Annotated in this window: 6 protein-coding genes, 1 rRNA gene and 1 pseudogene; 5 read left to right on the top strand and 3 right to left on the bottom strand. The window is 71.0% G+C overall.

Annotated elements, in window-relative coordinates; translation table 11 throughout:
* Positions 1-19 precede the first annotated feature (19 nt).
* A complete protein-coding gene (locus OHS71_RS22060; protein ID WP_328481086.1) occupies positions 20-3,700 on the top strand; it encodes an AfsR/SARP family transcriptional regulator in 3,681 nt (1,226 codons plus the stop codon).
* Here OHS71_RS22060 and OHS71_RS22065 read toward each other — a convergent pair.
* Both OHS71_RS22065 and OHS71_RS22070 read right to left on the bottom strand, forming a co-directional pair.
* Positions 3,687-5,684, bottom strand: coding sequence for a sigma-70 family RNA polymerase sigma factor (locus OHS71_RS22065; RefSeq protein WP_328481087.1), 1,998 nt, complete (start codon positions 5,682-5,684; stop codon positions 3,687-3,689). The two genes, OHS71_RS22060 and OHS71_RS22065, sit on opposite strands and share 14 nt — an antisense overlap.
* 304 nt (positions 5,685-5,988) lie before the next feature.
* Positions 5,989-6,756, bottom strand: a complete 768-nt coding sequence (locus tag OHS71_RS22070) for a TetR/AcrR family transcriptional regulator (RefSeq protein ID WP_328481088.1) — start codon at positions 6,754-6,756, stop codon at positions 5,989-5,991.
* Positions 6,757-7,135: 379 nt separating this feature from the next.
* Between OHS71_RS22070 and OHS71_RS22075 the strand changes: the two genes are divergently transcribed.
* Positions 7,136-8,515: an NAD(P)/FAD-dependent oxidoreductase gene (locus tag OHS71_RS22075; RefSeq protein WP_328481089.1), complete on the top strand. Its 1,380-nt coding sequence runs from the start codon at positions 7,136-7,138 to the stop codon at positions 8,513-8,515.
* A 258-nt stretch (positions 8,516-8,773) separates the two neighbouring features.
* Positions 8,774-10,426: an ATP-binding SpoIIE family protein phosphatase gene (locus tag OHS71_RS22080; RefSeq protein WP_328481090.1), complete on the top strand. Its 1,653-nt coding sequence runs from the start codon at positions 8,774-8,776 to the stop codon at positions 10,424-10,426.
* Positions 10,427-10,553: 127 nt separating this feature from the next.
* Here OHS71_RS22080 and OHS71_RS22085 read toward each other — a convergent pair.
* Positions 10,554-11,814 (bottom strand): annotated as a pseudogene (locus OHS71_RS22085) (MFS transporter).
* Between the two features lie 188 nt (positions 11,815-12,002).
* On the opposite strand from OHS71_RS22085, the gene OHS71_RS22090 reads away from it, so the two are divergent.
* Both OHS71_RS22090 and OHS71_RS22095 read left to right on the top strand, forming a co-directional pair.
* Positions 12,003-12,569, top strand: a complete 567-nt coding sequence (locus OHS71_RS22090) for a MarR family winged helix-turn-helix transcriptional regulator (RefSeq protein ID WP_328481091.1) — start codon at positions 12,003-12,005, stop codon at positions 12,567-12,569.
* A 662-nt stretch (positions 12,570-13,231) separates the two neighbouring features.
* A 16S ribosomal RNA gene (locus tag OHS71_RS22095) occupies positions 13,232-14,757 on the top strand.
* The last annotated feature ends 300 nt before the right edge of the window (positions 14,758-15,057 follow it).

The following is a 15,057-nucleotide window of genomic DNA, read 5'->3' on the forward strand; positions in this document are numbered from 1 at the left end:
CACCGGGGACAATGAACCGGTGCGGTACAGAATCCTGGGCGTCACCCAGACAGCGGACGACCGGGGCACCGCCGTACCCGTACCCGGTGCTCGTCTGCGGGCCCTCCTGACGGCCCTGGCCCTGCGCCCGGGCCGCCTCACCGCCCCGGAAACCCTCATCGACGAGGTCTGGCCCGAGGCACCGCCCCAGGACGCCCCCGCCGCGCTTCAGGCCCTGATCGGCCGTCTCCGCCGAGCCGTCGGCAAGGAGAGCGTCACCTCCGCCCCGGGCGGCTACCGCCTCGCCGCGACCGAGGACGACGTCGACCTCTTCGTCTTCGAACGCCTCGTACGCCAGGGCACCGAGGCGCTGGAGCGGAGCGACGCCCCCGCCGCCGCCCGCGCCCTCGACGACGCCCTCGTCCTCTGGCGCGGCCCGGCCCTCGCCGACCTCCCCGACCGCACCGCCGCCGCCCGCCCCGAGGCACTCCGGCTGGAGGCCACCCGGGCCCGCGCCGAGGCGGACCTCCTCCTCGGCCGTGCCCGCGACGCCGTACCGCGGCTGACGGAACTGACCGCGGCGCACCCCTACGACGAGCCGCTGCACGCCCTCCTCATCCGCGCCCTGCGCGACTCCGGCCGCGCCGCCGACGCCCTCGCCGCGTACGAGACCGCCCGCCGCACCCTCGCCGACGGCCTCGGTACCGACCCGGGCCCGCACCTGCGCGCCCTGCACACCGAACTCCTGAACGGCACGGAACCGACGCGGGACTTCACACCCACGCGGGACTTCACACCCCCGCGGAACTTCACTTCGGCCCAGAACTCGGCCCCGGCCCAGAACTCGGCCCCGGCGCACGGCCCCGCGTCGGTCTTCGGCTCCGCCTCGCCCCACGGCTCCGCATCGGCTCCAGGCCCCGAACCGGTTGGCCCCCCGGCGCCCCGCCTGCCGTTCCGGCTCCCCGAGCGGACCGGCAACCTCCGTCCGCGGCTTACCTCCTTCGTGGGCCGGGAACCGGAACTCGGCGCCATCCGTTCCGTATTGCACAAGGCTCGTCTGGTCACGCTCACCGGACCGGGCGGCTCCGGGAAGACCCGCCTCGCCGAGGAAGCCGCCGCCGGGCTCCCGCAGGCGTGGCTGGTCGAGCTGGCGCCGCTCGACCGGCCGGAGGCGGTGCCGGGCGCGGTGGTGAGTGCCCTCGGTCTGCGCGAGACCGTCCTGATGACCACCGAGCCGGCCCCCTCGCAGGACGACCCGGTCGCCCTGCTCGTCGAGTACTGCGCCCCGCGCAGCCAGCTCCTGATCCTTGACAACTGCGAACATGTCATCGACGCGGCCGCCGCCCTCGCCGAGACCCTCCTCACCCGCTGCCCCGGGCTCACGATCCTCGCCACCAGCCGCGAACCCCTGGGCGTCCCCGGCGAGTCGGTCCGCCCGGTCGAGCCCCTCCTGCCCGAGCAGGCGCACCGCCTCTTCACCGAGCGTGCGGCCGCCGCCCGCCCCGACGCGGCCGCCTTTCTGTGGGACGAGGAGGCGATCGCCGAGATCTGCCGACGCCTGGACGGGCTGCCGCTCGCCATCGAACTGGCCGCCGCCCGGCTCCGCTTGCTCACCCCGCGCCAGATCGCCGACCGTCTCGACGACCGGTTCCGCCTCCTCACCTCGGGCAGCCGTACGGTCCTGCCCCGCCAGCAGACCCTGCGGGCCGTCGTCGACTGGTCCTGGGACCTGCTCGACGAACCGGAGCGCACGCTGCTTCGGGAGCTCTCGGTGTTCGCGGGCGGCTGGGACCTGGAGGCGGCGGAAGCCGTGTGCACCGGCCCGGTCGCGGACCTCGTCGGCGCGCTCGTCGACAAGTCCCTGGTCGTGGCGGCGCCGTGCGAGCGCAGCGACGGGAGCGACATGCGCTACCGCATGCTGGAGACCATCCACGAGTACGCCGCCGAGCGCGCCGCCGAGTCTCCCCGCTGCCGCGCGGCGGCCCGTGAGCGGCACCGCGCGTGGGTGCGCGCGCTCGTCGAGCGGGCCGACCCACTGCTGCGCTCCGCCGATCAACTCCCCTGGATCTCCCGGCTCGAGACCGAGCTGGACAACATCCGCGTGGGGCTCCAGCGCGCGCTCATGGCGGGCGACGAGGAGGAGGCCGCCGCCCTCTGCCTCGCCGCGGGCTGGTTCTGGTGGCTGCGCAACTACCGCCACGAGGGCGCCGACTGGACCGACCGGACCCTGCGCCTGGGCTCCGTCCTGGACACCCTCCGGGGGCCTGCGCCGGATGCGGATCCGGCAGACCCGACCAGCCCCACCGACCCTGCCGGCCCCCTGGTCCCTGGCGACACCACGGCCACCACTGCCCCCACGGCCACCACCCCTTACCCCGACCCTGCCGGTCTCACCGTTCCGGCTGACCCCGTCGACCCCGGGGCCCGCACCGTCCCCGCCGACCTCGCCGAGCGTATGGCCGCCCTCGACCCCGTCGAAGCCTTCGTCAGGACGCCCGTCGCGAGGGAGGAGGCGCACCCCAGGCACACGCAGCGGATGAACCTGCGGATGCTGCACCTGTTCCTGTTGTCGGAGTCCGATCCGACGGACATCGCGGCGAACCCGCGCTACCAGGAGTACCTCGCCCGGCTGCGCGCCGACTACGAACCGGGCGGCCCGCGGGCGGCGCGGATGCCCGGTCTGCTCTGGCCGCTGACGGCCTTCCAGATGCGGGACATGGTGGACGTCCGGGGGGTCCTGGACTCGGCCGTGGCCAACTGCCGTGTCCACGGCGGCGACTGGGAGCTCGGCTGCGCCCTGATGTTCCGCACCCACATGGTCGTCGACTCACCGGGCGGACTGCACGGCGTGGACGACGACCTGGCGGAACTGCGGGTGCTCAGCCGGCGCGTCGGCGACCGCTGGATGCGGGCCCAGGTGTGCGGCGCGGTGGGCGAGGCCGAGATGGCGCGCAGCCGCTTCGCGCAGGCGGAGCGGGAGTACCGCGAGGCGCTGCGCCTCGCCTACGAGGTCGGGGCGTTCGCCGAGTCGCCGTTCCTCATCGCCCGGCTGGCGGAGATCGCCTACCGCTCGGGTGACGTCGACGGCGCCATGGCCGCGCTGGACGAGGCGGACAGCGCCGCCGACCGCTACGGCGTGCCGGACGTCCGGGCGTTCGTCCTCCTGCTGCGCGGCCACATCGCGCTTCAGGAGGAGGACGTGGCCCACGCGCGCGTGTTCTGCGATCTGACCCGCGCGGCGGCCGGCGCGGGGACCCCGCCGCCCCAGTTCACGGCGGCACTGAACACCCTCGACGCGGGCCTGACCGCCGTCGAGTCCGGCCCGGAGCTCGGCCTGCGGATGTTCGCCGACACGCTGCGCCAGGCGGTGGCCGACCAGTGCGCCGAGGCGGTCACCTCGTCGATCCTGGACGGCGCGGCGGAACTGCTGGTCAGGCTCGGCGACTTCGCACGCGCGGCGCGGCTGCTCGCGGCCTCCGACGGTCTGCGGGGCCCTCACCCGCGTCCCAGTCCGCAGCGTGCCGGGGCCGAGCGGGCCGAGGCCGCGGCCCGCGACGCCCTCGGTGCCGAGGGCTATGCGGCCGAGCGGCTCAGAGGCGCCCCTCTGGCGCTGACCGACGCTCTGCGTGAGCTCACGGAAGGCGTGCGCGACCACCCGGCGGGACCGCCGGTCGCGACCGACCGGACGGTCGCGACCGACCGGACGCCTACGAACAGGTGAACCCGGAATCCGCCCAGTCCGCGAGCACCACCGAGTCGAGGCCGTTGCGCGGCTCGACGACCAGACGCACGGTGGTGCGGCCGGTGAGATCCACGTGTACGGGGACGGCCGCTTCGCCGCCCTCGATCACCCCGGACCACCAGAGCCGGCTTCCGTCGGCGTAGACGGCGAAGGAGACCTTGCCCAGCTTCGTCATCAGGTCGTCGACGCCGACGAGCGCGTCGTAGGAGGTGCACGCCCGGTTGAGCTCCACGGTGACGGAGGAATTGCCGTGCACCGTGACCCCGCGTTCGTAGCGCCGGTCCGCGATGGACAGCCCGTACCGCTGCCACACCCAACTGCTCCCGCGCAGCCTGATCTCCGGTCCGCTCCCGTCGCCGTCGAGGTCGAAGGGCAGCCCGCTGAGCGGAAACACCGTGGGCGCGGGTGGAGGCGGGGGCGTGGGCGTGGGCGTCGGGGTGGGCGTGGGCGTCGCCTTCGGGGCGGGTGCCGGGCTGAGCGTGGAGGCCGGTGTCGGCGTCGGCGTGGGCGTCGGCCCCGGGGTCCGGGCCGGGGCCGGCGTGGGGGCGGCGGCCGCCGGGATGAGCATCGGCGATTCCGGTGATTCCGGCGCGCGCCCCTTCGGCGGGGTCGCGGTGGGCGTCGGCTCCTCGGGCCGCGCGACCGGCGCCGGCGCGGACGCCGGGGGTCCGGCCTCGGGACGCCCGGCGGGGGCGTCGTTGCCGACAAGGGCGAGGGCCACCGCCGCGGCCGCCACAGCGACCACACCGGCCGCGATCCCGGCCTTCACGGGGGCGGCCAGCCCCTCCGAGGCCAACGCGCCGCTCCCGGCGCCCGCCCCTCCCGAGGAACCGCCCGCGACGGCGGCCGCGCCCGCCGCACCGGCTCCTGCGCCACCGGCGATGAGCGCGACCGCCTTGGCGTACCCGGCGGCGCCGAACCAGCCGATGACGGCGACCGGTACGACGGCGGGGATGCTGCTGGCGACCTCCTCGATCTGCACGGCGGCCAGCCGGCATTTGGCGCACTCGTCCAGATGCTTGCGCAGCCCTCGCTCGGCGCGGGTGCGCAGCCTGCGGCGGGCGTAGCCGCCCAGCTGGTCGGCGTAGCGGGCGCACTCCTCGTCATGGGTGAGGGCGGCGCTGACATGGGCCTGGAGATACGCCTGCTTGAGACCCTCACGGGCGCGGCTGGCGAGCACGCGCGTGCCGTTGGCGTCGAGGCCGAAGAGCATGGCGACCTCGCTCGGGGACTCCTCCTCGACCTCGGTGTGCCACAGCACCGCCTGCCAGCGTTCGGGCAGTGAGCGGAAGGCCTGCATGGCCATGGACTGTTCGGCCTCGTGCATGGCGCGCACGTCGGCGCCGGGGCCCGACCCGAAGGAGCCCACGGGCGCGGTGTCGTCGGCGGCCTCGCTGGAGCGGGCGGACTGCGCGGCGAACACCGCGAAGTCGTCGACGAGCTGTTCGCGCTTCGCCGACCGCGTCCAGCCGGCGGCCACCCGCCGGACGCAGGTGAGGAGGTAGGCGCGGACGGCGTGCTCGGGCCCGGAGCCGCCGCGCACCGCCTGGAGCATGCGGGCGAAGACCTCGGCGGTCAGGTCGTCGGCGGTGTGCGCGTCCCGGCAGCAGGTGCGGGCGTAACGGCGCACGGCGTCGGCATGACGCCGGTACAGCTCCTCGTACGCCGTGTCGTCACCCGAACGCATCCGGCCGATCAGGTCGGTGTCCGCCGTCGGGACGTCCCGCGAAGGCGGCAGGGCGCCCTCCCCGCGCCGCTCACGCTGAGCGGGGACACTGCTGTCGGCCGGGTCCGTCCGGTCGACCGGCGGACGCACCGTCGGATCGCCCAGGGGGCTGCCGGGCAGACCACCCGTCAGACCGTGCCCGCGTCCACCCTGGCGCGGCACCTGCGGTGCGGCGGGGCCGTCGGCCTCCGCGTCACCGTCCGGACCGAGTGACCCGTCCCCGCCGTCGACACTCATCGCGGAAAGCTCCCGCCGCCTGCCCCACCAGTCCTGACCACCGGGTCAGAGTGCCATATCGGCCTCCGGCCGGGACCCCGCGCGACGAGCCATCCACTCGTCCAAGGGCGCAGGCCGCAATCCCGGACCAGGAGCCACCCGTACGCGGGAGGCTCAACCGCCGTGACATGGACAGTAGTTGGGCGCCGTCGCCGGGACCCCCGAAGGCCCGGCGACACGGATGGGGGTGGGGGTGCACACGGCGCCCCCACCCCACAGTCACCCGTTCGAGCCACCCGCACCACCGGCGGGGACGGCCCGGCCCTCAGGAAGAGGGCCGCGACCGCAAGCCCTCCAGCAGGATGTCCAGCAGCCGCGCCGAGGCCGCCGCCTGCTGCGCCGGATCCGGCAGCGAGGGCGCGGCCGTCGCGATGACCAGCAGCACGTCCGACACCGACACGTCGGTGCGCAGCTCACCCGCCTCGCGCGCCCGCTCCACGAGCCTGCCCACGACCTCGAGCAGCGCCGCCGCCCCGGCGTCGTCGACCGTGGCCGTCGTCCCGTCGCCCGCGACGAGCCGCAGCTCACCGCCACCGGGCTGGGTCCGCTGCTGCGGCACCCGGACCTCGTCCGCGGGCGCGCCCCCGGCTTCGTCCTCCGAGACCCCGACCCGCAGCACCTGCGGCGGCAGCAGCCGCCCGGCGCCTGACGACACGGACGTCCGCAGGAAGCGCGACAGCGCCGACCACGGCTCGTCCTCCTGGCCGAGCGCAGCCCGTGCCTGATCGGTCAGCCGGGACGTCTCCTCCTCGGCTATCCGCCGTACCAGGACGTCCTTGCTGGGGAAGCGCCGGTACACCGTGCCGACACCGACCCGCGCCCGCCGTGCCACGTCCTCCATCGGTGCGCCGTAACCCAGCTCACCGAACACTTCGCGCGCGGCCCGCAGTACGTGTTCCAGATTGCGCTGTGCGTCCACGCGGAGCGGCGCTGTCCGCGCGCCCTCTCCCCGTCCGTTGCCCACCGCCGCACCGACCGCGCCGCCGGGTGGCAGCGCGGACGTGGACGACCAATGCGAGTTCTGAGTGTGCATGAATGATCCCCCGGTAATGACGTCTCCCCCCGGAGACTCTCCCCGCCATCGAAAGTCGGGGGCGTGGAACACAGGGGACGGCATCCCGGGTCCGCCCGTCGCAGACCCGCAGAGCACTCCCCCTGACACCCCGTCGACACACGAACATAGTTGAGAGGGAGTCAATTCAGAAGGGGCAGGTTCCGCACGGAGCGCCCCCCGATCGGAGTACGGGCCGTATACGTCCCGATTGCGCCCCATCGCACACCCCGGCGCACCACCCCTGACCTGCACTTCTGCCGTATACGCCGGTGTTTCGGCCAACCCTGCGCCCGCCCGACTCGCGGTCACACAAATTGCCGGGGCTGTGGACAAACTCCGGCGCCCGGTGCGTCATGGGATGGTGAAGGAACGTGCGCGCATTCTCGTTGTCGGCGGCGGCTACGTCGGGATGTACACGGCCCTGCGGCTCCAGCGGAAGCTGAAACAGGAACTCGGCCGGGGCGCGGCCGAGATCACGGTCGTCACACCCGACCCGTACATGACCTATCAGCCCTTCCTCCCCGAGGCGGCCGCGGGCTCCATCTCCCCCCGGCACGTCGTCGTGCCGCTGCGCCGCGTCCTGCCGCACTGCCGGGTCGTGGTCGGCGAGGTCACCGCGATCGATCACGCCAAGCGCACCGCCACCCTCACCACCCTCGCCACCGACGAAGAGGGCACCGGCCCCCAGCAGCTGACGTACGACGAACTGGTCCTCGCGCCCGGCTCCGTCTCCCGCACGCTCCCCATCCCGGGCCTGGCCGACCACGCCATCGGCTTCAAAACCGTCGAGGAGGCCATCGGACTGCGCAACCACGTCATCGAACAGATGGACATCGCCTCCTCCACCCGCGACCCCGCGATCCGCGACGCGGCCCTCACCTTCGTCTTCGTCGGCGGCGGCTTCGCGGGCGTGGAAGCGCTCGGCGAGCTGGAGGACATGGCCCGCTACACCACGCGCTACTACCACAACGTGAAGCCCGAGGACATGAAGTGGATCCTGGTCGAGGCCTTCGACCGGATCCTGCCGGAGGTCGGCGCCGACATGGGCCGCTACACCGTCAGTGAGCTGCGCCGCCGCAACATCGACGTACGCCTCGACACCCGCCTGGAGTCCTGCGCCGACCGGATCGCCGTCCTCAGCGACGGCGCCCGCTTCCCCACCCGTACGGTCGTGTGGACCGCCGGTGTGAAACCGCACCCGTTGCTCGCCGCCACCGACCTCCCGCTGAACGGCCGAGGCCGGCTGAAGTGCACCCCCCAGCTGACCATCGACGGCGTCACGCACGCGTGGGCGGCCGGAGACGCCGCCGCCGTGCCCGACGTGACGGCCGGCGAACCCGGCAGGGAGACCGCCCCGAACGCCCAGCACGCCGTCCGCCAGGCCAAGGTCCTCGCCGACAACATCGCGCGCTCCCTGCGCGGCGAACCCCTCCAGACGTACGCGCACAAGTACGTCGGCTCGGTCGCGTCCCTCGGCCTCCACCAGGGCGTCGCCCACGTCTACGGGCGCAAGCTCAAGGGCTACCCCGCCTGGTTCATGCACCGCGCCTACCACCTCAGCCGCGTGCCCACCTTCAACCGCAAGGCGCGCGTGTTCGCCGAATGGACCCTCTCCGGGCTCTTCAAACGGGAGATCGTTTCTCTGGGATCCCTCGAACATCCCCGCGCGGAGTTCGAACTCGCTGCCGGTGGAAAGCCTTCTGACGAGTCTTCCGGCGATCCGAAGGGGTCGTCCTGACCCGATCGAGGAACTCCCCCGGCCGCCCCCACGTCTGACGAATGTCGGCCCGGACGGCGGCCACACTGCCAGACTGCTCCCTGCCCCAGCCCCTCCCGAGCCCTTCCCGGCGGGCCACCACCCGCCCCCGACCCAAGAGGCTGCTCCCCGTGCTCCACATCCCGGGTGCTGTAACAATGTGCGGTCACCGCCGCGCGGCCCCCGGAGCCCAGGCAGGGCCCGGAGCCGGCCGCCGACGACTACACGAGGCAAGGATTCGTGAACTTCACGCGCTGGAGCGCCCGGCTCCCCGGAACGCAGCGCCGCGCCGCCGCGCGAGCCGAGCACCCGGTCACCACCACGGACCGGCGGAGCGAAGGCTCCGTACCCGCGGCCCGCGCCGAACGACTCACCGACGAACCGTCCCCGGTCCCCGCCGTCGACGAACTCCCGGTCCGTGAGGTCCTCGACCGCGTCCCGGCCCTCGTCGCCCTCGTCCACGGCCCCGACCACCGCCTCGCCTACGTCAACGACGCCTACGCGGCGGCCTTCGGCGTACGCGCCTGCGGCGAACCGGCCGCCGAGGCCCTCCCCGAACTCCGCGACCTCGGCCTCATGCCCCTCCTCGACCAGGCGCTGCGCAGCGGCAAGCCCCGCACCCTGAAGTCCCGCAAGGCCCCCGACGGCCGCTCCTACACCTTCACCTGCACCCCGGCCGCCGAGGACAACGGCAAGGGCGCCGTCCTGATCTTCGCCACCGACGTCACCGACCACGCCGAGGCCGCCGAACGCCTCAGAACCAGTGAGCGCCGCCAGCGCGAGACCGCCGTCACCCTCCAGCGCTCCCTCCTCCCCCAGGAGCTGGAGGAGCCCGACGACCTGCGCATCGCCGCCACCTACCAGCCCGGCGGCACCGAGGCGGCCGTCGGCGGCGACTGGTACGACGTCATCACCCTCGGCGGCGGCCGCACCGCCCTCGTCATCGGCGACGTCATGGGGCGGGGCGTCCGCGCGGCGGCCGTCATGGGCCAGCTCCGCACCGCGGTCCGGGCGTACGCCCGCCTCGACCTGCCGCCGCACGAGATCCTCCAGCTCCTCGACGGCCTCGCCGCCGAGATCGACGCCAACCAGATCGCCACGTGCGTGTACGCCATCCACGACCCCAACGAGGGCCGACTGGTGTACGCCTCCGCGGGCCACCTGCCCATCCTGGTCCGCGACGACAGCGGCACGGTCCTGCGCGCCGACGAACCCACCGGCCCGCCCCTGGGCACCGGCGGCTGGATGCACGCCTCCGGCTCGATCCCCCTCGGCCCCGGCTCGACGGCCGTCCTCTACACGGACGGCCTGGTGGAGCGCAGGGACGAAGACCTCGACGAAGGCATCGCGTCCCTGGAGCGCGCCCTGTCCGGCGCCACCGGCACCCCCCAGGTCGTCTGCGACCGCCTGGTCCGTTCGGCCGGTGTCACCGCCGACCACGACGACGACGTCGCCGTCCTCGTCCTCCAGCACCCGGCCCGCACCGGCCCCGACGGCGAACTGTTCCGCAACGCCGCCCTGGAGCTGCTCGGGGGCGTGGAGGCGGCCCCCCGCGCGCGTGCCTTCGCCTCCGGGGTCCTCACCAGCTGGCGCTTCCCGCCCGACCTGCACGACCTGGGCGTCCTCGCCGCCAGCGAACTCGTCGCCAACTCGCTCCAGCACGGCATTCCGCCCATGCGGCTGCGTCTGCGCCGCACCGACCGCCGCCTGATCATCGAGGTCACCGACGGCGACGACCACCTTCCGCGCCGCCGCCGCGCCGAGCCGGGCGACGAGTCCGGGCGGGGCATCGCCATCGTCGCCACGATCGCCTCCCACTGGGGCAGCCGCCGCACCCCGGGGGGCGGCAAGGCCGTGTGGTGCGAGTTCGTCCTGCCGAAGCCCGCGGACTGACGACGAGACCGACGACCGGGCCGACCACCGGAGTGCAGGGAAGGGCACTCCGGCGGAGGCCCAGCCGTCAGCCGACACGAAAGGCGGCCGCCGTCCTCCCGGACGACGACCGCCTCCCGCACCCGCCTCACGCCTCGGCGGCCACCGGCTCCGCCACCGCGCCGCCTCGCGCGACCACCCGCTTGCGCACCAGGTACGGCTGATCCTGGACGGCGGTCAGCTGCCCCCCCCAGCCGCAGCGCCAGATAGGTGATCCCCAGCGAGAACAGCAGGAACGTCACGATGTACGGCGCGTGCAGCGAGGCCCCCATCGGCCCGCCCACCGCCGGCCCGACGGCCAGAGCGAGCTGCTTCACCAGGGCGAACGCCGAGTTGTACTGCCCGGCCAGACCGGTCGGCGCCAGGTCGGCCACCAGCGGCGCGACCGTCGGCGCCAGCATCGCCTCACCCAGCCCGAACAGCGCGTACGTCGACACGAACGCGGCCGTCGCCATCTCCCGACTGCCGTGGCCCAACCCGGCGTACCCGGCGACGACCCACGCGACGGCCCAGATCAGACCCACGCCCGCGATCACCCGGGACCGCTTCTGCCGCTCGACGAACTTCAGCACGGCGAACTGAGCGACCACGATCATCGCGGTGTTGGCGGCGAGCGCGGACCCCAGCGCGGACGTAGAGATGCCGGCAGCCTCCACCCCGTACGCGGCCAGCCCTGACTCGAACTGTCCGTAGCAGGCGAAGAACAGCACGAAGCCCAGCACGCACAGCTGCACCATGGCCCGGTTGCCGAGCAACTGCTTCCAGCTGCCCCTGGCGGACTGCGGGGCGTCCTCGACCTTCGGAGCGTGCGGCAGGCGCACGGTCGCCATCACCGCGGCCAGCAGCAGGAACATCGCCGCCTCGATGGCGAACAGCAGCGTGAACGAGGACACGCGCGTGGTGTCGACGAGATGCCCGCCGATCAGCCCGCCCACCCCGAGCCCGAGGTTCTGAAGGAAGAACTGCGTCGCGAACGCCCGCGACCGGGTCTCGGTGGTCGAACAGTCCACGATCATCGTCGCGAGCGCCGGCTGCATCACGGCCTGCCCGGCTCCGAGCGCGGCCGCAGCGGACAGGACGGCGGTGGAGCTCCCGGCGAGCCCCAGGCCCATCGCACCCACCGCGGCGGTGACCAGGGCGGCGAGCAGGACCGGCAGTGGACCGCGCCGCACGATCGCCCGGCCGGCGAACGGCAGCACGATCAGCGCGGCCACGGCGAAGACGGCGAGGACGAGCCCCGCCGTCATGGCACCCAGTCCTCGCACCTGCGCCACATAGACGTACAGGTAGGGGACGGTGAAGCCGAGCCCGAACGCGCTGAGTGCGTTGCCCACGTGGATCCGGCGCATCGCTGCGCCCCTCGCCCTGGTCACGTTCACCTCTCTCAGGTAGTCGTCGTCGGCGCGGCGTCCGGGACAGCGTCAGTACTTCCGCTGCCTCAGTACTTAGTGCCGAAGACTTCGAAGCTAAAGTTAGAAGCTAAACTGTACACCTCGAAGAACTTCAACGCGAACGAGCTACGTGCGATACTTGGCCCATGGGCGACACCCCCGGCACGGTCGGCACCGGCATCGGCGGCGAGCCGACCCTCGACGAGCAGATCGCGGCCTATCAGCGCGAGTTCCGGGACCTCGATCCCCAGGTCGAGAAGATCGTCTCGGCGCTGTCCCGCCTCAACCGCCGGATGAACGTCGCCTACGGCCGTCAGACCGCGGACCTCGGCATCAGTAACGCCGAGTGGGAGGTCCTCAAAGCCCTCGTCCTCTCCGGCGTCCCCTATCGTCTCGGGCCCAGTGATCTGGCCAAGCGCCTCGGCCTGACGCCGGCCGCGATGACCCACCGCATCGACCGCATGGTCGGCGAGGGACTGGTGACCCGTGAGAGGGACGAGTCCAACCGCGTGCGCGTGATCGTCGAGCTGACGCCCGAGGGTCGCGAGAAGTGGCTGGAGGCGATGCACATGGCGACCGTCTTCGAGGAGGATCTGCTCCAGGACCTCTCCGGGGACGAGCGGACGGTCCTGGGCGAGGTCCTGACCAGGCTCCTGCGCCGGGTGGAGCATGCGCAGCCGGACGCCGGCGGTCGGCTCACCGATCTCGACTGAGCTGACGCAGCCACCCGAACGAAAAGATCTTGACAGGGGTGGTTGACACTGCCCGTCCGGAAGCCGTAGAGTTCTTCGGGTTGCCGGGGAGCCGTAACGGTTCTTCGACAGCACCTCCGCCGCAGTAGCGGCACACAAACCACCAGCATGATCTCCCGACGGGGTCGAATTCGGCGTGCTCGAATTCAATTCGATTGGGGCCGGTAGCTCGATTAGGAACTGCCGGGCGGATCCGCTAAGGTTTGAGACGTCGGAACGGCCCAACAGCCGGGAAGACAAGCCCACTCCGACTGGGAATCAGCGCCGAAAGGATCTGATAGAGTCGGAACCGCCGGAAAGGGAAACGCGAAAGCGAGAACCTGGAAAGCACCGAGGAAATCGGGTCGAGAAAAGATCTGATAGAGTCGGAAACGCAAGACCGAAGGGAAGCGCCCGGAGGAAAGCCCGAGAGTATCGGGTGAGTACAAAGGAAGCGTCCGTTCCTTGAGAACTCAACAGCGTGCCAAAAATCAACGCCAGATATGTTGATACCCCGTCCCCGGCAGTGATAGCCGAGGATGAGGTTCCTTTGAAACAAAACACAGCGAGGACGCTGTGAACGGCCGGGCTTATTCCGCCTGGCTGTTCCGCTCTCGTGGTGTCGTCCCGATTACGGGAAAACATTCACGGAGAGTTTGATCCTGGCTCAGGACGAACGCTGGCGGCGTGCTTAACACATGCAAGTCGAACGATGAACCACTTCGGTGGGGATTAGTGGCGAACGGGTGAGTAACACGTGGGCAATCTGCCCTTCACTCTGGGACAAGCCCTGGAAACGGGGTCTAATACCGGATAATACTTCCACTCGCATGGGTGGAGGTTAAAAGCTCCGGCGGTGAAGGATGAGCCCGCGGCCTATCAGCTTGTTGGTGAGGTAATGGCTCACCAAGGCGACGACGGGTAGCCGGCCTGAGAGGGCGACCGGCCACACTGGGACTGAGACACGGCCCAGACTCCTACGGGAGGCAGCAGTGGGGAATATTGCACAATGGGCGAAAGCCTGATGCAGCGACGCCGCGTGAGGGATGACGGCCTTCGGGTTGTAAACCTCTTTCAGCAGGGAAGAAGCGAAAGTGACGGTACCTGCAGAAGAAGCGCCGGCTAACTACGTGCCAGCAGCCGCGGTAATACGTAGGGCGCAAGCGTTGTCCGGAATTATTGGGCGTAAAGAGCTCGTAGGCGGTCTGTCGCGTCGGATGTGAAAGCCCGGGGCTTAACCCCGGGTCTGCATTCGATACGGGCAGACTAGAGTGTGGTAGGGGAGATCGGAATTCCTGGTGTAGCGGTGAAATGCGCAGATATCAGGAGGAACACCGGTGGCGAAGGCGGATCTCTGGGCCATTACTGACGCTGAGGAGCGAAAGCGTGGGGAGCGAACAGGATTAGATACCCTGGTAGTCCACGCCGTAAACGGTGGGAACTAGGTGTTGGCGACATTCCACGTCGTCGGTGCCGCAGCTAACGCATTAAGTTCCCCGCCTGGGGAGTACGGCCGCAAGGCTAAAACTCAAAGGAATTGACGGGGGCCCGCACAAGCAGCGGAGCATGTGGCTTAATTCGACGCAACGCGAAGAACCTTACCAAGGCTTGACATACACCGGAAACGGCCAGAGATGGTCGCCCCCTTGTGGTCGGTGTACAGGTGGTGCATGGCTGTCGTCAGCTCGTGTCGTGAGATGTTGGGTTAAGTCCCGCAACGAGCGCAACCCTTGTTCTGTGTTGCCAGCATGCCCTTCGGGGTGATGGGGACTCACAGGAGACTGCCGGGGTCAACTCGGAGGAAGGTGGGGACGACGTCAAGTCATCATGCCCCTTATGTCTTGGGCTGCACACGTGCTACAATGGCCGGTACAAAGAGCTGCGAAACCGTGAGGTGGAGCGAATCTCAAAAAGCCGGTCTCAGTTCGGATTGGGGTCTGCAACTCGACCCCATGAAGTCGGAGTTGCTAGTAATCGCAGATCAGCATTGCTGCGGTGAATACGTTCCCGGGCCTTGTACACACCGCCCGTCACGTCACGAAAGTCGGTAACACCCGAAGCCGGTGGCCCAACCCCTTGTGGGAGGGAGCTGTCGAAGGTGGGACTGGCGATTGGGACGAAGTCGTAACAAGGTAGCCGTACCGGAAGGTGCGGCTGGATCACCTCCTTTCTAAGGAGCACTTCTTACCGATCCCCACGGGGTGAGGTCAGAGGCCAGTACATCGGCGTACGTCCGATGCTGGTTGCTCATGGGTGGAACGTTGATTATTCGGCATTCTCAGTCATCTCGGGCTGCAAGTACTGCTCTTCGGAGCGTGGAAAGCTGATCATGAGTGGCGAGGGTGCCGGGCACGCTGTTGGGTATCTGAGGGTGCGAGCGTTGCTCGTCCTTCATGATGCCGGCCCCAGTGCACTCCAGCTCAGGTTGGGGGTGATGGGTGGCTGGTCGTTGTTTGAGAACTGCACAGTG

The organism is Streptomyces sp. NBC_00377 (assembly GCF_036075115.1).
Lineage (GTDB): Bacteria > Actinomycetota > Actinomycetes > Streptomycetales > Streptomycetaceae > Streptomyces.

Coding starts and splice junctions, on each gene's coding strand:
- OHS71_RS22075 (WP_328481089.1), top strand. CDS start 7,136: ATGGTGAAGGAACGTGCGCGCATTCTCGTTGTCGGCGGCGGCTACGTC.
- OHS71_RS22090 (WP_328481091.1), top strand. CDS start 12,003: ATGGGCGACACCCCCGGCACGGTCGGCACCGGCATCGGCGGCGAGCCG.
- OHS71_RS22065 (WP_328481087.1), bottom strand. CDS start 5,684: ATGAGTGTCGACGGCGGGGACGGGTCACTCGGTCCGGACGGTGACGCG.
- OHS71_RS22070 (WP_328481088.1), bottom strand. CDS start 6,756: ATGCACACTCAGAACTCGCATTGGTCGTCCACGTCCGCGCTGCCACCC.